General features: G+C 36.3%; 16 protein-coding genes and 1 riboswitch. Of the genes, 7 read left to right on the forward strand and 9 right to left on the reverse strand.

Annotated features, from left to right (window positions below):
* Window positions 1-2: 2 nt before the first annotated feature.
* The 4 genes from AC2CGR_RS25855 to AC2CGR_RS25870 form a co-directional block, all read right to left on the reverse strand.
* Window positions 3-701 carry an amino acid ABC transporter permease gene (locus AC2CGR_RS25855; RefSeq protein ID WP_029437600.1) on the reverse strand — a complete coding sequence of 233 codons (699 nt, stop codon included), beginning with the start codon at window positions 699-701 and terminating at the stop codon, window positions 3-5.
* Window positions 688-1,485 carry an amino acid ABC transporter substrate-binding protein gene (locus AC2CGR_RS25860; protein WP_000732852.1) on the reverse strand — a complete coding sequence of 266 codons (798 nt, stop codon included), beginning with the start codon at window positions 1,483-1,485 and terminating at the stop codon, window positions 688-690. The genes AC2CGR_RS25855 and AC2CGR_RS25860 overlap by 14 nt, the downstream gene beginning before the upstream one ends.
* Before the next feature lie 270 nt (window positions 1,486-1,755).
* Window positions 1,756-3,756 carry an ABC transporter ATP-binding protein gene (locus tag AC2CGR_RS25865; RefSeq protein WP_087966927.1) on the reverse strand — a complete coding sequence of 667 codons (2,001 nt, stop codon included), beginning with the start codon at window positions 3,754-3,756 and terminating at the stop codon, window positions 1,756-1,758.
* Window positions 3,753-5,513 carry an ABC transporter ATP-binding protein gene (locus tag AC2CGR_RS25870; protein ID WP_087966929.1) on the reverse strand — a complete coding sequence of 587 codons (1,761 nt, stop codon included), beginning with the start codon at window positions 5,511-5,513 and terminating at the stop codon, window positions 3,753-3,755. The genes AC2CGR_RS25865 and AC2CGR_RS25870 overlap by 4 nt, the downstream gene beginning before the upstream one ends.
* 591 nt (window positions 5,514-6,104) lie before the next feature.
* On the opposite strand from AC2CGR_RS25870, the gene gapN reads away from it, so the two are divergent.
* A complete protein-coding gene (gene gapN, locus AC2CGR_RS25875) occupies window positions 6,105-7,544 on the forward strand; it encodes an NADP-dependent glyceraldehyde-3-phosphate dehydrogenase (RefSeq protein WP_061677872.1) in 1,440 nt (479 codons plus the stop codon).
* 79 nt (window positions 7,545-7,623) lie between these two features.
* Here the strand turns inward: gapN and AC2CGR_RS25880 are convergent, their stop codons facing one another.
* The gene (locus AC2CGR_RS25880; protein WP_087966931.1) at window positions 7,624-8,709 is read right to left on the reverse strand and encodes a DUF3626 domain-containing protein; all 1,086 of its coding nucleotides are present in this window, start codon (window positions 8,707-8,709) and stop codon (window positions 7,624-7,626) included.
* Window positions 8,710-8,821: 112 nt separating this feature from the next.
* Window positions 8,822-9,652: a glutamate racemase gene (gene racE / locus AC2CGR_RS25885; protein WP_087966933.1), complete on the reverse strand. Its 831-nt coding sequence runs from the start codon at window positions 9,650-9,652 to the stop codon at window positions 8,822-8,824.
* 200 nt (window positions 9,653-9,852) lie between these two features.
* A riboswitch (Lysine riboswitch) is annotated at window positions 9,853-10,034 on the forward strand.
* A gap of 147 nt (window positions 10,035-10,181) precedes the next feature.
* On the opposite strand from racE, the gene AC2CGR_RS25890 reads away from it, so the two are divergent.
* From AC2CGR_RS25890 to AC2CGR_RS25905, 4 genes are all read left to right on the forward strand, one after another.
* Window positions 10,182-11,606 carry an amino acid permease gene (locus tag AC2CGR_RS25890; protein WP_098881386.1) on the forward strand — a complete coding sequence of 475 codons (1,425 nt, stop codon included), beginning with the start codon at window positions 10,182-10,184 and terminating at the stop codon, window positions 11,604-11,606.
* Window positions 11,607-11,666: 60 nt separating this feature from the next.
* Complete coding sequence (locus AC2CGR_RS25895; protein ID WP_087966935.1) at window positions 11,667-12,866, forward strand: ABC transporter permease; 1,200 nt, start codon at window positions 11,667-11,669, stop codon at window positions 12,864-12,866.
* Between the two features lie 274 nt (window positions 12,867-13,140).
* Entirely contained in the window at window positions 13,141-13,656 is a 516-nt protein-coding gene (locus AC2CGR_RS25900; protein WP_087966937.1) for a type 1 glutamine amidotransferase domain-containing protein, read from the forward strand.
* 323 nt (window positions 13,657-13,979) lie between these two features.
* The gene (locus AC2CGR_RS25905; RefSeq protein ID WP_087966939.1) at window positions 13,980-14,183 is read left to right on the forward strand and encodes a hypothetical protein; all 204 of its coding nucleotides are present in this window, start codon (window positions 13,980-13,982) and stop codon (window positions 14,181-14,183) included.
* 51 nt (window positions 14,184-14,234) lie between these two features.
* Here AC2CGR_RS25905 and AC2CGR_RS25910 read toward each other — a convergent pair whose 3' ends face one another.
* The gene (locus AC2CGR_RS25910; protein ID WP_484481335.1) at window positions 14,235-15,497 is read right to left on the reverse strand and encodes an MDR family MFS transporter; all 1,263 of its coding nucleotides are present in this window, start codon (window positions 15,495-15,497) and stop codon (window positions 14,235-14,237) included.
* A gap of 84 nt (window positions 15,498-15,581) precedes the next feature.
* Between AC2CGR_RS25910 and AC2CGR_RS25915 the strand changes: the two genes are divergently transcribed.
* A complete protein-coding gene (locus AC2CGR_RS25915) occupies window positions 15,582-17,342 on the forward strand; it encodes an SgrR family transcriptional regulator (RefSeq protein WP_484481336.1) in 1,761 nt (586 codons plus the stop codon).
* Between the two features lie 72 nt (window positions 17,343-17,414).
* Here AC2CGR_RS25915 and AC2CGR_RS25920 read toward each other — a convergent pair whose 3' ends face one another.
* A complete protein-coding gene (locus AC2CGR_RS25920; RefSeq protein ID WP_131101462.1) occupies window positions 17,415-17,963 on the reverse strand; it encodes an NAD(P)H-dependent oxidoreductase in 549 nt (182 codons plus the stop codon).
* A 19-nt stretch (window positions 17,964-17,982) separates the two neighbouring features.
* Entirely contained in the window at window positions 17,983-18,522 is a 540-nt protein-coding gene (locus tag AC2CGR_RS25925) for an ester cyclase (RefSeq protein WP_131101460.1), read from the reverse strand.
* A 169-nt stretch (window positions 18,523-18,691) separates the two neighbouring features.
* On the opposite strand from AC2CGR_RS25925, the gene AC2CGR_RS25930 reads away from it, so the two are divergent.
* Window positions 18,692-19,030: a winged helix-turn-helix transcriptional regulator gene (locus AC2CGR_RS25930; protein ID WP_001059466.1), complete on the forward strand. Its 339-nt coding sequence runs from the start codon at window positions 18,692-18,694 to the stop codon at window positions 19,028-19,030.
* The last annotated feature ends 14 nt before the right edge of the window (window positions 19,031-19,044 follow it).

Genomic DNA, 19,044 nt, shown 5'->3' on the forward strand with positions numbered 1-19,044 from the left:
GATTATTTTAATGTGTAGCGTTCTGAACGCTTTTCTAACATCTGTTGTACGATTGATAATAAGAAACAAATAACCCAATAAATAAGACCTGCTTCGAAATAAACAATTAAAAATTCATAGTTCATTGCCGCAATTTCCTGTGCTTTTCGGAACATTTCTGTTACTAAAATTAAAGATGCTAATGAAGTATCTTTCACTAAGCTAATAAATGTATTCGAAAGCGGCGGGATTGATACACGCGTTGCTTGCGGTAAAATGACACGTTTTAACGCTTGTGGGTATGTCATCCCAATTGTATAAGCTGCTTCCCACTGCCCTTTCGGAATCGAAAGGATAGAAGCACGAATAATTTCAGATGCATATGCACCGACATTTAATGAAAATCCAATAACTGCTGCTGTATATGGCTCAACCTCAACATTAAGAGTTGGAAGACCATAGAAAATAATAAATAACTGTACAAGAAGTGGCGTTCCGCGAATGATAGATACATAGATACGAGCAATCCATTGTAAAATACGACTACCTGAAATACGTGCAAGCGCCGTTAACGTCGCAAGTATAATCCCGATAATAAATGTAATAAGCGTTAATGGAATTGTCGTAAACACAGCTTCCTTCAGCATAGGCATGAAGGAAGACTGCATAATATCTATCCAAGTAGACAATCGATCTGAAACCAATGCACTACTTAGATACATTTTCACCGAACCATTTTTTCGCTATTTTGTCATACGTACCATCTTTTTTCATATCTTCTAACGCTTTATCTACTTCTTGTACTAGCTTATCGCTACCTTTACGGAATAAGAATCCACTTTGTGACGCTTCTTTTTCTGTATCTACAATTTTAATTTTTGCATCTTTTTTCGTTTCTAAATAGTTTAACACTGATAATTTATCATTAATTGTGAAATCAACGCGGCCAGTGTTTAATAATTCTGCCGCTTGGCTAAAGCCTTCTACATTCGTAATTTCCGCACCATTTTTCTTAGCAATATCTGCATAGTTACTTGTTAAAGATTGTGCTGCTTTTAATCCTTTTACATCAGCAAATGTAGCAGGTTTATCTTTATCTTTTGCAATAACTAATACCGCTGAAGATGAAACATATGGTTTAGAGAAGTCATATTTCTTTTGACGATCTTCACGAATACCAACTTCATTCGCAACCATATCGAAACGTTTTGCATCTAAACCAGCAAGTAAGCTATCCCATTGTGTTTCTTTAAATACAGGTTTTACTCCTAAACGTTTTGAAACTTCTTCTGCTAATTCAACATCGAATCCAGTTAATTTATTGCTTGAATCGTGGAACGTAAATGGTGGATATGTACCTTCTGTACCAATTACAAGTTCACCGCTTTGTTTAATCTTTTGTAATGCGTCTTGACTAGCTGTATCTTTTTTCTCTTCTTTACCGCAGCCGGCTACAATCCCGATCGCTAATGTAGTTACTGCAAGCACTGAAAATAATTTCTTCATGATAGTAATCCTCCAAGTATTCTGATAGGAATTTAAAAACTATATTGATTGTATGCAATCTTGAACAATTTTTCAATGAAAATGTTCTTATTTAGTTTATCCTTTTTCTTCATAATCAAACAAAAGGGAAAAATAATGCTACATACAAAAAATAAGTAACATTTTTTAATATAGCATTTATTGTACGAAAGGTAAAATAATACTTCTTATTTAACTGTCCTGATTCACTAAAAAAAACTTGCGAAAATCGCAAGTTCTTCTCTACACATATTAAGCACTCTGATTACCTTCCATTTGCGTTTTGTACATATCGTAATAACGTCCGCGCTTTTTCATAAGTTCATCATGAGACCCTTTTTCTAAAATCGTTCCTCTATCAAGCACGATAATTTGATCTGCGCTTTTAATTGTTGAAAGTCGGTGAGCGATAATAAATGTCGTTCTTCCTTTTTTCACAACTTCTAGCGCTTGTTGAATCATCGCCTCTGTTTCTGTATCGATACTAGATGTCGCTTCATCTAAAATTAAAATGGCTGGGTCAAAAGCGAGCGCCCTAGCAAACGATATAAGCTGACGTTCTCCGGTTGAAAGAGTACTTCCTTTCTCCGTAATTTCTTCATTTATATTGTTCGCAAATCTTTCTGCACCAACATCACGCAATGCTTTTATGATGCGATCTTTTGAAATTTTTTCATTTTCTAAACTTACATTAGATGCTACTGTTCCGCTAAATAAAAACGGATCTTGCAGTACAATTCCCATATGTTCACGAGTTGCTTGTTTCGGCATCTCTTTTACATCATGACCATCAATCGTAAGCTTTCCTTTTTCAAACTCGTAAAACTGAAAGAGTACGTTCATAATAGAACTTTTTCCTGATCCAGTATGACCGACAAGTGCCACGGTCTCCCCTTGTTTCGCTTCAAAAGAAATATTTTTTAGCACTTCATCTTTCCCATTATAAGAAAACGACACATTATCAAACTTCACATTTCCTTGTAAGCGAGGCATACGTTCCTCTTCTACTGCTTCTCCTTTTTCCTCTAACAATTCAAAAACACGCTCTGATGCAACACGCGATTGTTCTAAGTTAGCAAGCTGATTCACCATATTTGTAATCGGTGAGAACAATCGTGTTAAATAATCCACGAACGCATACAGTATCCCTAGAGAAATGACGCCTGTAGCACTTAATGAAGCACCACCGAAATACCAGATCACACCTGTGAAAGCGATATTTCTTAATACGGATACTAAATTATGAGAAGTTGCTGCATTTAAATTCAAAATTTTATTTTGATACTTAAAATAATCGCCATTTAATTCTTCAAACTCTTTTTTCGTTTCACGCTCTTGACGGAACGCTTGAATAATTGGCATCCCTTGAATGGATTCATTCACTGTTCCGTTAATATCAGATAAACGCGAACGCATTTTATGATTGTATACAGACGCATACTTTCTATAAAGAATGGCCCAAACGATTAAAATCGGGATAATGAGTAAACATAACGTCGCCAATTTTACATCAAGTAAAAATAGCGCGGCAAATATCCCAATAATATAGATGATACTTGAAACGAATGTCGCAAGTACCGTTACGTATAGATCACGAATGGCTTCCGTATCATTCGTTACACGCGACACAATTTTCCCTGCTGGTAAATGATCGAAATAACGAATCGGCAACGTTTGAATATGAGAAAAGACATCTTCCCTCATAATTTGAATAATTTTGTTCGCTGCCTTCTGTAAGAAAAACTGCTTTCCGTATGCAAACAATGATACGACTACTAATAAAGCAAAATAGCCACCACCAAGTAGGAGTAAACGGTTTATTTCTGGTTTATAAAACGCAAACACTTCTTCTTTCGTCAATGCTTTCGCTTTATACACTTGCACCGCCTTACCATTTTGAACAGTAATCATATCCCCTTTTACAGTCCGTGATCCTTCCACATTTACTTTATTCGGTACAAAATAATATTGAAAACCGACTTGCATCACGCGTACTTCTTTTCCTTTTTTCTCGCCTTGTTCAAAGCGATCACTTCGCTTATAAAAAGCCCCATTATACGAAACAGCATCTTCACTCTGTTCTGTTTCATACCAAGGTTTCTCTATCCCGACGATATGATCGTCAATCATCGTTTTCGCGACGAAAGGACCAGCAAGCTCTGCGATGACGAAAATAAATAACATTAGCATCGCTGCAAAAATCGTCCCTTTCACTTTCATTGCATATTGAAACAATCGTTTTGAAACGCTCATATTTTCACCCCACTATCCGCACTTTCACTTTCCCCTTGTTGTCTTTCGAACTGCTCCGCATACCAGCCTCCCTTTTGGATAAGCTGATCATGCGTACCTTCTTCCACTACTTCCCCTTCATCCATAACGAGAATCCAATCCGCATGTTGTACAGCAGATAAACGATGCGTCGTAATAATTGTCGTCTTTCCACTTCTTTCTGTTCTTATATTTTCAATGATCGCTGCTTCCGTACGAGCATCAACAGCTGATAAAGAATCGTCCAAAATTAAAATTTCTGGATTTTGAATAACAGCTCGCGCAATCGAGATCCTTTGCTTTTGCCCTCCCGATAAAGAAACACCCTTCTCTCCGACAAGCGTCTCTAATCCTTCTGGTAAAAACTCTAAATCCTTTTTAAACGCCGCAATTTCAATTGCTTTCTCGAGTTCTTCTTCCGTCGCTTCTCGATTTCCGAATAAAATATTTTCCCTCGCTGTTTTTGAGAATAAAATATGCTCCTGCGGTACATATCCAATCCAGCCGAGTACATTTTCATTCGTTATTTTATCTAACGTCACATCAGAGACTGCAATATCCCCATCTCCAAGCGGATATTGGCGAAGAAGCTGACGTACGAGCGTCGTTTTTCCGCTTCCTGTTTTTCCAACAACCCCAAGCGTTTCCCCTTGTTTTAATGTAAACGAAACCTTTTTTAAATTTGTTTCAGTTGATGAAGGATATGAAAAGGTAACGTCATCAAACTGAATATAATCCGGCTCTTGTACAAGCTTTGGATGTTTCGGATCCTTAACATCCGGTTCATACGCTAACGTTTCATTCACACGATCGAGTGACGCATTTCCTCTTTGCATAACATTAATTAATTCGCCAATTGCAAACATCGGCCAAATCATCATCCCTAAATACACGTTAAAGGAAACGAGTTCACCAAGTGTCACCTTTGATTGGAATACAAGATATGCACCGTACACTAAACCAATTAAATAACTAAGACCGACAAGCATTTTCACAGTTGGTTGGAATAGTGCATCAATTCTAGCTACTTTCATATTCTTTTCGTAGACGTCATCCCCTAAATGATGAAATCTTTCTTGATCTGCATTTTCTTGTACGTATGCACGAATCACGCGTACACCAGCGATTGACTCAAGTACTTTATCATTCATATCACCGAACGCATCTTGCGCAACTGTAAATCTTTCATGCAATTTCTTTCCATATATATTCATCGCATACGCCATAATTGGAAGCGGGATAAGTGCCGCAAATGTAAGCTCCCAACTAATTGTAAATCCCATCATAAAGACAATCGTAAGCATATATAAGCTCGAATCTACGAGCGTTAATATACCGAAACCAGCTGTCATAGCGATTGCTTTTAAATCATTTGTCGCTCTCGCCATTAAATCACCAGTACGATTTTTTTGATAAAAAGTCGGCGTCATCTTAAGTAAATGGCCCATAAATTTAGAGCGCATCGTCTTCTCAAGCACGAATGCACCGCCAAACAATTGATGTTGCCATACGAAAGTGAGACCATATCCAACTATCGTAACCCCAATTAAAATAAGAATAGACTGTATAATAGCTTCGTTTGATAACGTTCCTGTTTTTATATTATCAATCGTAACCCCTAACACTTTCGGGGGAATAACTTCAACTATATTCACAATTAAAAGAGCTCCAATGGCGATACTATATCTCTTCCAATGCTCTTTAAAAAACCACTTTAACTTTAGTAATACTGAAAACAATGTAATCTCTCCCTTCTCGTTCTCGTTTACCTCTCATTTCTTTATCCACTATCCAGACCCATCACATTTACATTTCGTAACCCATACAATCTCATCACATTTTTCCACCTTCCAAAGTTTTATATAGTAGCATGGAAAATAAACAAAAAAAAGCATACCGCCGCTTGACGATATGCACAAAAATGCATAAAAAGCGTACGTTACGATATACGCAACGTACGCTTTTTATAAGACAAAGATGCCCTATATATCCGCACGGGTTGCGTAATGATATAAATGTTTTCTGCCATTTAACAGAGCTAAACCCATTACATTTACGATTACAATCATTACGCACACCCCCTTCATTTATTTTCCATTTATAATCTTACAACTTTATTGAGTATTCTGTCAATTGTTTTTTTTACACATGGAATAAAAATATATGATGCATCAGTTTGAAATAAGAGAATGTTCTGCAAGAAAGGGCATACAAAATAAAAAAGGAATAAGAAATCGTTTTCACAAACATTTCATTTGAAAAATGTTATCAAACCCCCTACAATCACCTTATACTCACTCTTACAAGTTGCTATTTTAGGAGGACTAATCATGACAACTAGCAATACGTACAAATTTTATTTAAATGGAGAATGGAGAGAAAGCTCTTCAGGAGAAACAATCGAAATTCCATCTCCATACTTACACGAAGTAATTGGACAAGTACAAGCAATTACTCGCGGAGAAGTAGATGAAGCAATTGCATCTGCAAAAGAAGCTCAAAAATCATGGGCGGAAGCTTCTCTACAAGATCGCGCAAAGTATTTATATAAATGGGCTGATGAGCTCGTAAATATGCAAGATGAAATTGCCGATATCATTATGAAAGAAGTCGGTAAAGGATATAAAGATGCGAAGAAAGAAGTTGTTCGTACAGCTGACTTCATTCGTTACACAATCGAAGAAGCTTTACATATGCACGGAGAAAGCATGATGGGCGATAGCTTCCCGGGCGGTACAAAATCGAAACTTGCGATTATCCAACGCGCACCACTTGGTGTTGTATTAGCAATCGCACCATTTAACTACCCAGTAAACTTATCTGCTGCAAAACTTGCACCAGCATTAATTATGGGTAACGCTGTTATTTTCAAACCAGCAACTCAAGGTGCAATTAGCGGTATTAAAATGGTTGAAGCACTTCATAAAGCTGGTCTTCCAAAAGGCCTAGTAAACGTAGCGACAGGACGCGGTTCTGTAATTGGTGACTACTTAGTAGAACACGAAGGCATCAATATGGTATCGTTCACAGGTGGTACAAACACAGGTAAACATTTAGCGAAAAAAGCTGCAATGATTCCACTTGTATTAGAACTTGGTGGTAAAGATCCTGGTATCGTTCGTGAAGATGCTGACTTACAAGATGCTGCAAACCACATCGTAAGCGGTGCATTCTCTTACTCTGGTCAACGTTGTACAGCTATTAAACGTGTACTTGTACACGAAAACGTAGCAGACGAGCTTGTTAGCTTATTAAAAGCGCAAGTAGCTGAACTATCAGTTGGATCTCCTGAACAAGACAGTACAATCGTTCCATTAATCGACGATAAATCTGCTGACTTCGTTCAAGGTTTAGTTGATGACGCTGTTGAAAAAGGTGCAACAATTGTTATCGGTAATAAACGTGAGCGTAACTTAATTTACCCAACATTAATCGACCACGTAACAGAAGAAATGAAAGTTGCTTGGGAAGAGCCATTCGGCCCAATCCTTCCAATCATCCGTGTTTCTTCAGATGAGCAAGCAATTGAAATTGCTAACAAATCAGAGTTCGGCTTACAAGCAAGTGTCTTCACAAAAGACATTAACAAAGCATTTGCAATTGCTAACAAAATCGAAACTGGTTCTGTTCAAATTAACGGACGCACAGAGCGCGGCCCTGACCACTTCCCATTCATCGGTGTAAAAGGTTCAGGTATGGGCGCACAAGGTATTCGTAAGAGCCTTGAGTCTATGACACGTGAAAAAGTAACTGTATTAAACTTAGTTTAATCTTATAAAAAGAAGCTGATCTATTTTTAGATCAGCTTCTTTTCTATATAGATACTTCCCAAAAACGAAGTATGTAGTTCTACTTCCGATTTGGTTTTCCAAATCGAACTAAAACATGCCATAATAATTTTAATTCCTGAAGCACTTCTTCATAAGCTCCACGATCACTCCACGATAATGGATTGCGTTTCAAATCCACTACAGCAGAGCCAATTATATTTGCATCGATACAATTATTCCGTGCAATATGTTTTGCTAAAGATGGCATTTTTGAACCTCTAAAATCCATTGGAACTTCGTCTACCTTAAGTACAAAACCGATGTGCCAATACAAATCAATAGCATACTTCAGGCAAATTTCTTCTAATGTTCTTCCTACATCCGTACCTTTAAATGAAGGATCTACAACAAGCGCTTCCACGTCTTCTTTAAGAGAAATATCTCCATGAACTTGCGCTTCAATATAATGATTAAGGTTACGGGCTGACTCTTTGTTTACTAAATCTATAAACGGCCTTTCCAGGTTAGCCAGTAAATGATTAACTAATCTTGTTGGAGTCAAATTGCCTTCACCAATTGCACACTCTCTTACGAATGTCTCTTCTAAAAGAGCAGCTAAAATCATATCAAACTCTTCATAAGTCCCCTTTTCTTTCGGATCTTGATGCGAATCTAAATACGTATATGTAGAGCGAGAAGAAACTTTTGGAGATAAGAGAAAATAACAGGATCCAAAACGCGGAGCAGGCCCATCTGGATGTAACATCAAGTTTAGCGCCCCATACTTTGGCCGTTGATCATTCGTTACACCCTCGAGTTGATATGCTCCTCCAAATATTCTCTTTTCCCAAAGGTCACGTTCACCGCCAGGATAAGCAGATACGCTTCCATTAGATAGCAATGTTTCAAATTGACTTTTATATATTCCTTGTTCAAACAATGCTTCAGCAACACTTTTCATACTCGAATCGAGTCTATCTGGATGAAAGTGTAAAGCGATCCTTGCATGAGATTTTAAGTTAGCGACAGCTTCTTCAAATATTTCATCTGTAATATTACACATGTTAAGTATATGATTAATTGTTGCTTTAGCCTCACTTTTTTCGTTCTCTGCATATTTTGAAATATACTCTAAAGCAAATAATTGAGACCTTGATAATTCCATAATCCAATCTCCCCTTTAATTGAAATAACCTTAATCCTTTCAATTAAAAGTACATTTTTTCCTTCTTATGCAACTAACCTAATTTATTGAACAAAAAGCACTTTAATACAGTCTAATTACAGATGCGAGCATTCTTTACGGGTAAATCCACACATTCTACAGAAATGTGATATCCTAGCCAACGCTCAGCAATATGTTCAAATGATAAGGCAGAGCCTGTTGTAAAAAAGCGATGCTTCGGATTCAGATTGTCAGCCAGAATTCCTTTGTGCTGTAAAATTGTGCTTAACTCTATCGCTGTTTCTTCTGCAGAACTAATAATCGTTACATCTTCTCCTAGTTCCTTTTTTATATAAGACTCTAAAAGTGGATAATGCGTACATCCAAGAATTAACGTATCTATATCTTCTTTCGTTAATGGCAATAAAGCTTGTTTCACTTGCTCCGTTACATATGCTGTATCTTCTAATTGATTTTCTACAACTGTAGCTAAAGTCGGGCACGCATGACTATGCACTTTCAAATATGTATCAAGCTCATGCAATGCTTTTTCGTACATATTAGATTTTATCGTACCTACAGTTCCAATTACTCCGACTTTCCCTTTCTTTGTCACCTTAATTGCTGCTCTTGCTCCCGGATGTATAACACCAATAACTGGAATAGAAAGTGCTTCTTGCAGCGCAGTCAATGCAGCAGCTGCAGCAGTATTACATGCTATCACTAGAGCTTTTAACGGAAACTGTTCGAGAAACTCAACCATTTCAAATACGAAAGATTGTACCTCTTCTACACTTCTTGGCCCATACGGACAACGCTCATTATCACCAATATAATAAATGCTCTCTTTAGGCAATTGTCTTATAATTTCGCTCGCAACTGTTACTCCCCCAACTCCCGAATCTAACACACCTATTACTGAATGTTTATGACATACAGACATATGCTTCATCCCCTTTTCAATCATCTAGCGCCAATAACATTTATTATATTATGAAAATTCAATATTACATACTAATCCCTCTTACTTTTAATCACAAACTCTTCTCTATAATCTGATTATTACTATATCCATTGACGTATAAAAATTCATTTGTTACTCTTAAATACGTTAATTTAATATTTAAATCCTCATTCGTATCTCGGTGAGGTAGAGGTTGCAATCATTAAGAGTATCATTTCCGGAGATGTAGTGGCATTGATGAAGGAATGAGAAAGGAATGGTTGCCGAAGTAAGTCGTGTCCACCATGCACACTTGCTGGGTCTGCATTTAATAAGTGCAGAACTGTCACAAACACTTCGTTTGTGGAGAGCTATCGAGAGGTATGTCGTGGGTTTCTTATAAGATAGAAAGCATGTAGCGGCAAATTACGTGCTTTTTTTGTTTTGTTTGGGACTTCTCTTCCTGACTCAGGAAGACATACATATCTCCTCGCTTGACTTGGTTATACTAACTTTGGAGGTATTTTCTATGCAACAAAAAAAATGGGGCTTTTGGGTACTCACAGCTTTCGTTGTCGGTAACATGGTTGGCGCTGGTATTTTCATGGTGCCAAGTACGTTGGCACAAACAGCAAGCCCTCTCGGTGTCACTTTAGCTTGGTTAACAACAGGGTTTGGTGTTTTAATGCTAGCTCTTGTTTTCGGTAATTTAGCAATTCGTCGTCCTGATTTAACGACAGGACCACAAAGTCATGCATATGCTTTATTCTCAACACCAAAAAAGAAAAAAATGGCTGGTTTCAGTATGGTATGGGGATATTGGGTTGCAAACTGGGCAAGTAACGTTGCCATCATTACATCATTTGCGGGATACTTATCACTTTTCTTCCCAATTATGAAAGATACACGACTACTATTTTCAATCGGTTCGTTTAACATAGAAGTCGGAAAACTAATTACATTTACGATTTGTTCCATCTTACTTTGGGGAACTCATATTATATTAACAAACGGTGTAAGCGGAGCTGGAAAACTAAACTTCTTAGCAACAACAACGAAAGTAACTGGATTCCTTTTATTCATCGTCGTTACGTTATTTGCATTCGAAGCTTCTAAGTTTGGACAATGGTACACACCGATGATCGATAAATCAGGTGTATCACACGGCCTACTTTCACAAGTAAACTTAGCTGCTCTTACAACACTTTGGGCATTTATCGGAATTGAATCCGCGGTTCTTTTATCAAACCGTGCTGTTTCTCCAAAAACGGTAAAACGCGCAACAGTTGCGGGATTACTTATTACAGTTGCGATTTACTTAGGAATTACAATTTTAACAATGGGTGTACTTCACGTTGATACATTACAAGCTTCTGAACGTCCATTAGCAGACGCACTAAATGCTGCAATGGGTCATGGCGGCGGGAAACTGATGGCATTACTTGCTCTTACTTCCCTGTTCGGTTCTATCTTAGGCTGGATTTTATTAAGCTCAGAAGTACCATATCAAGCAGCAAAAGAAGGTTTCTTCCCTTCCTTCTTCACGAAAACAAATAAAAAAGGAAGTCCAATTTATTCATTACGATTAACAAACATTATGTCGCAAGTGTTCTTATTCTCAACATTATCAGGAACAATTGCGGAAGCTTATACATTCGTTATTACCGTATCAACACTGGCCTACCTCATTCCATATCTCGTTTCACCAATCTTCCAGTTAAAACTAGTCGCTACTGGTGAAACGTATAAAAATGAAATGCGGGCAAGAATTACAGATGGCATAGTCGCAGTGATCGCACTTTGCTACGCACTATGGGTTATTAAAACCGGCGCAGCCGATATTAAAACGTTCCTTCTCGGAATTGGTTTATTCGTAATCGGTTTTGCCTTCTATCCATTAATGAATCGTGATCAGAAAAAAAATAACGAAAAGAAAAACGGGCAAGTTGCATAACGCAATTTGCTCGTTTTTTCTTTTGTAAAACATATATAATAGAACAAAGAGGTGAAAAACATGTCAATCGAATCACTATGGAGCAGCCGCTTCCAACAACATATTCAAAATATCATTACATACTTTGCACGTATGATTAACGGTTTACTATATAGCTTTATCTTTATTTCATGCGTTGGCGCATACTACTATGCTCAGTTTCTAAAAGCATCTCCTTCTAAAGGAATATCTTTACTACTCATCACGATTGTACTTACATTCATTATAACGAGATGCCCTATCCGTACATTTATTCAAAAACCTGATGCTGTCTATTTACTAGCACTAGAAGAGAAATTAACATCTTATTTCAAAAAATCTCTTCTATACAATTATATCATTCAGCTTTTCCCATTATTATTTACGTTTCTGATTCTCGTTCCACTTGCCATGCAATCATTACAATTAACTGTACCATTCTTATGTACAATCTTTATCGTTTTAATGATTACGAAAGCTTGGAACATATACATACATTGGATGTGGCGTGATAGTCATGAAAAAAACATATGGCTAATCATTCGTATTGCTTGTAACGCACTCCTTATTTACATGCTGTTTTATGCGGCAAATGTTCTCATATTGGGCGGATTACTCTTACTACTTGCTTTCCTGCTTCTATATACGAAAAAACAGCCTACAAAACGAATACCGTGGGATTACATAATCGAGCAAGAAGAAAAAATGAACGTTCGTTTCTATCAATTTGCTAGCATCTTCACCGATGTCCCGCAACTAAATAAGCAAGTAAATAAAAGAAAATGGCTTACAACTTGGATTGAACCTTTATTACATAAAAAACGAACAACTTTCTTCTATTTATATACACTAGCATTTTTACGCGGGAATGATTATTTCGGTATATATATTCGCTTAGGGCTGATTGGTGCCTTCGCCTTATATTTTATACCAAACATATATGTAAAAGGCGCTATTGCATATATCGTCCTATATATGATCTCTATGCAGCTCCGTTCCCTATGGAAATATTTTTCGGGAAATATTATTGTAGCATTATATCCAATTGATACTGAGAAACGAATGAATCAATTTCTTCACTTAATCTTTATATTGCTAAGCATTCAGCTCATTGTATTTTCAATTGTTATACTCATTGCTACGGGACAATTTTTACATAGCCTTATCATTATGATTATCGGGTTACTTTGGATCAAATTTATTATTGTACCAAAAACGAAGCAACGCGTTTCTTCGTTTTAACGAAAAGAAATATCTTAAAAGCCAAGGAGCGAATAAATTTTCTCTCCTTGGCTTTTTTCTTTTTCTCTCTCAAACAAGAATCACCAGAATAAGCGATATTTTATGATTTTTACATACAAAAACGATAATACATGTTTACGTCCTAATAAACAGGGTATGTATTAAATTAACAAGGGAAACGAACTGGGGGGATTAGAAATTTAAAAGGAAACAGACACTACGACGTATTGCTCAAAGAAAATTCTAGAACCGATAATATAAGGAGCTGACTGCAATGAGTAAAAAAATTGCTATTTTAATAACGGATTATTTCGAGGATACAGAATACACAGAGCCAGTAGAAGCTTTTCATCAAAAGGGATATGAATTAACAACTATTGAAACTGAAAAAGGGAAAACGGTACACGGTAAACAAGGAAAAAGTGAAGTCGTAATTGATAAAAGTATTGATGATGTTTCTCCAGAAAACTTTGATGCTCTCTTCATACCAGGCGGATTTTCCCCAGATATACTTCGTGCAGATAAGCGTTTTGTTCGCTTTAGCAAAGCATTTATGGATGCGAAAAAACCTGTTTTCGCTATTTGTCACGGACCTCAGCTACTCATCACTGCCCAAACACTTGAAGGGCGTGATGTAACTGGATATAAATCTATTGAAGTCGATTTAAGAAACGCTGGCGGAAATTTTCATGACAAAGAAGTAGTCGTATGCCAAAATCAATTAGTTACAAGTAGACAACCAGAAGACATCCCGGCGTTTATTGAAGAATCGTTGCGTATATTAGGATAGCTATTTTGGTTAACTAACCTCCTTTTATTTACATGAAAATAATGAATCAGTGGGGTTTTATTCATCCTCCACTGATTATTAGCCCTCACCAACTGGTCGTTTACATGCAATCCGACCTCCACAAAATAGCAGGATAAATAAAAAGAAGGGAATCCAAAAGTTCAGTTTTAATAATCTTTTGGATCCCTCCTTTTCTCGTCCCAAAATTTCTAATCACTTTTCATAGGCAATTCTCATATAGTGAAAATGACTATACAATTCCTATCCATAAGTTAAATAATGATTTTACACATATATAAATACAAAAGATGGGAGCCTTATGTATGAATAACAATCCACCTTCAACGCCCCCAAATCCAACGGAAACGAATAATAATGAAGTGAGCTTACAAACATTACGCGTCATTGGGCTTATTGTACTGATTAGTGGCTACATATTAGTCGCTCTTTCTGAAGTAGGCACATTAAAAAATCTTTTGCTACATCCGAATACCACTCCAAATTTAGCTGAAGTTGATCCGTTCTAAAAATTATATAAAAAGCGAGTCCCAGTATAACTGGTTCGCTTTTATATAGTTTCATCCAATCTGAGAAGCATTTCTCTCATCCTCATACTTCTCTTTCCCTATCGCCTTCATAAATAGTACAATACTGCTCATACCAACGATAAAGTACAGAGCACTCATGCCCCAAGATGCAAGAAATGAACCTAGCATAACACCTAATGCCCCGTTCATTTTTGCCACTTGAAAGACCATCCCGTTAATCGCCATATAAGAACCTCTTGCCTCGTTTGGCACCATATCCGCCATAATAGATTGACGCACTGGCACATACATCATCTCGCCTACTGTTTGGAAAAGCCCTGCAATTAATAAAATCCATAAACTATTGCTCGTTCCGAGTATTGTAAAACCAATCGTATAAATGAATAAGCCTACATATAAGATTTTCAAATCGTTGAAGCTTTTCAGCATTTTCATAAGAAGTGCTGAACATAACACAACTAAAATTGTATTCTCTGCAGAAATCCAGCTCAGCATGCGAATACCTGTTAAATCAAACGTAACACCATTCCCGAATAAAAAGTGTACCGTTTCAAATTCCTTCTGCAAACGTACTCCTAAATAATTATTAATTTGAAACTCTAAAGATAATGTACATATACTTGCTGCACAAAAAATTAAAAACGCTCTATCTTTCATTACGACTTTATAACTATCCGCCATATCTTTTAATACATTTTTCTTCTCTACTGTTTTTCTAGCTACATACACTTCTTCCATATATACTGCCATTACATATAGAGTAATAACTGCAACAAGCGTTAATACGATAAACAATTGTAATCTATAGTTTTCAAATAATAATCCGCCAAATATCGCTCCAATCGCAATGGATAAGTTAATCGCCCAGTAATTAATGCTGTACATCACTTTTCGATTTTCCGGTGTACTCACATCAATTAACATCGCCTCTGTCGCTGGATTCATAAGTCCAGATCCTAAACTATTCACTAACATAAATACAAATGTTAGCCACGGTGAATCTACATAATCTGAGTTTACAACTCCCATACAAGCAATGGAAATAACTTGTATACTTTGACCGATAATCATTACTTTTTTACGTCCAAGTCGATCCCCAACATATCCACCGTACAAACCAATTACTAATGAAGCTATGACATTAATGAGTAGTAACGCACCCGCAATCGCACTACCTAACTTTATTGAAAAATAAATCGCCATGAATGGAAAAATCATCGTGGACACAGTACGTGTTAAAAACGAAGTTATAATTCTAATTTTTATATTTCGATGCATACTCCAAAATCCCATTGGCTCCCCCTCCTTATGGTTACTTATTTTACTTTGAAAAAGAGGAAGAAAAAGGTTAGAATATTCTAAAGAGTTTCCCCTTTTATGATAGAAGGAAGTGTATATATGAAAATTATGGACTATTACATTAGACTAAGATTACACGCACAAGATCAACAACATATGCGAAATAGCTTACAAGAATTAGCGGATGTTTTATATTGCAGTACGAAAAACGTAAAAATTTTATTAAAGAAAATGAGCGAGGAGCAATTAATTAGCTGGACTCCAGGGCGAGGCCGCGGAAATAAAACGGAAATTCTATTTATACATAATTTCGTAGAAGCGATTGAGTCCTATATAGATGAACTGTTAGCGCAAGAAAAATTAAAAGATATCTTTCTTCTTTTAAAAGAACCCCTACCCCTTGCACTTCAAAAAAAGATAGAAAATAAACTACATCATCATTTTGGATACGAACCTTCAAATGATATGTACGACATATTAAAGATTCCTATATCGAGAAAGATATTCCCATTAGATCCGGCTTTTGTGGCTGTAACTACAGAGAGCCATCTTACGAGTCAAATTTTTGATACGTTAGTCGTTTATAACAATGTTACTGAAAAAATGGAACCACACATTGCCCATACGTGGGAATTAAGTGAAGACGGGCTTACGTGGACTTTTTATTTACGAAAGGATGTATATTTTCATAACGAAACTGTTTTAACTTCTAAAGATGTACAATTTTCTTTTGAAAGACTAAAAGAAGTTCACTCTCCTTTCGAATGGTTAACAGAAGAAATTGTTCAAATTGAAACACCGTCACCACTGCAAATTCGATTTCATTTAGCAAAACCAAATCTATTTTTCCTACACTATGTAAGTTCCATACAACTAGCAATTTTGCCACATGATGCTAGTATTGAAAATCATCATTATATAGGTACTGGACCTTTCAAACTTGCTCATTACTCTGAAGATAATATCGTACTCGAAGCATTCACCCATTATTTTAAAGAGCGGGCTTTATTAGACCGTATTGAATTTTGGGGTATTCCCGATCATGTGCAAATCGATGCTGATTATGAACTACCAAATGAAGAGGAAAATGAAAGGCATGATATACAAATAGAAGAAATAGGTTGTATTTATGCTAGCTTCAACTTTACAAAACCTGGTCCCCATCACGACATGTACTTTCGAAAGGCTTGGAGAGAACTATATGATGTTGAAACGATACTTCGTAGCGTAGAGGGTAGACGAACAATTGCTGCATCAAGCTTTTTCCCTGAAAGAAGCCGCCAAGTTTCTAAAAGGTCCTACTCTTTAGAAAAAGCAAAAGAGTATTTAAAAAAGAGCACCTATAATGGAGAAACGATACATATTTACTTCTTCGCATTTAAAGATAGTGCAAATGACGCATATTTCCTAAAAGAACGGTGTGAAAGTTTAGGTATACAAGTAGAGCTTCACCCCTTTCTCGTTTCAGATTATATGAACCGTTCTATCGATCAACATGCCGATATTATTTTCATGGGAGAAGTGTTTGCTGCCGATCATGAACTTGCATTCTTAAATGTATTTAAAAATAAAAGTTGCTTCGTAAACCGGTTCATGGACCCGCACTATGAAAAACAAATTAACTGTTTACTTGATACCTTTTTATTAGAAGAAAATAAAGAAAAGCGCTACGAGCTCATGTATGAAATCGAAGAATTTTTACAAACAGAACACATCATTTTATTTAACTATCACGTTTTAAAAAGAAAAACATACCCTTCTTCTTTAAAAAACGTAACAATTGATTCATTCGGCTGGGCAAATTTTGCGAAGTTATGGATACAGCCATCCACGTATTAAAGTGTGAGTTTTTATAAAAAGAGAAGGTACTACCTCCTTAGTAGTACCTTCTTCACATACAAATATAAACTACTATTTAATTACTCCATCTAAATGATCTTTCAAGTTCAATAAATACTGCTCAATATCCGGATTCTTTACCACATCATAACAAGCAAAACTCTTTAACGGACTCATCCCAAGAAACTTCTGCACGCGGTGTAAATGACTAAGCGTTGATTCTAGACTTTCCCCTTCAAAGAACTTCGTCTTATCTCCAAATGCCTTTTCAGGTGCATTCCAAGTTGTAGAGAACATATATTGCTTCTCTTTTAATAAACCACCTGCTCCGTATTCATCTGCGCCTTCAAAGAACAAACCGTATTCATATACTTCATCCATATACGTTTTAAATAATCCTGGAACACTGAACCAATAAATTGGTGTTTGATAAATCACAACATCCGCCCATAAAAACTTATCTTGTTCTTCTTTTATATTGTATCCATCTTGAATCGTTGTTGTTTTCACATGATGATTCTCGCTTAATACCGTTACCATATGATCCACTAACGTTTTATTTAATCGTCCTTCCTTTGTACCATATTTTTCATGTCCATTTATAATAAATATATTTTTCATCGTTTTTCTCTCCCCTACTCTATTCCTCGCTTATTAACCCAAGTTGCTGTTTCAACGTAAGATTATCTTCTAAATGCCAGTCTTCCGTAATCTTTCCATCTTTCACATGTAAAATATCAATTGCAAAAAAATTGATTTTCTTATCATTATGCGTTCCTGTAAAAGAAAGACGAGCGGTTACTTTATCACCGACGACTAATAAATCTTCAATCTCGCAATGTATATTTGGAACGACTTTACGAAAATTTTGTGCCGCAAATTTTAATCCTTCAACACCTTGTGGTCGCCCTTTCGGCAATGTATGATCGGAAAAATTTTCAGTAACAGTCTGCGGAATAAGCTCCTCTTTACCTGTATCCCAAAATTCGTAAAAACGCTGCGCTGCATGAACGATTTCGGTCGCTTCCATTTTACTTAGTGAAGGATCAATTGTCATTGTTTTTGGCTTAGGCATTTCTTTTAATAACTGAATTTCGTTTTTTTGTTCATCACTGCATGCTACAAGTACAATACAAACAACAAACAAACTAAGGAATCCAAACAACTTTTTTATCCCCATAAAAATCACCACCTCCTCATCTAAACCCTTTGTATTTCGTATTGCTATTGTATATGCACTAACTTCCTTTATGGAAGTAGTGATATTTTTTTCATATAGTTACCAAAAGTATAGTTTTGTGATACTATAAAGCAAATTCATTCAAAAAAATTTTATGGAGGCTAGTTCCATGAACAATATAGATCCAGTTGAATTAACGAAAGGTTTACCTGGCATACCTTGTCCCATCGCTAAAACGCTTGATGTAATTCGTACAAAGTGGACGTTTTTAATCATCCGTGACCTTCTTATCGAAGGAACATTACGCTTTAGTGATTTACAAAAATCAATGGACGGCATTAGTCCGAAAACATTATCGCTTCGACTAAAAGAATTAGAAGCTCAAGGCATTATAACGAGAAAAGTATATCCAGAAGTTCCGCCTCGTGTAGAGTACACATTAACGGATAAAGGAAAGCAATTAGAGGGGATTTTTATTGAATTAAAACGATTTGGATTAAGTTTATAAAACAAAAACCCCTT

The sequence above is a fragment of the Bacillus sp. LSHTCR4 genome (assembly GCF_057197025.1).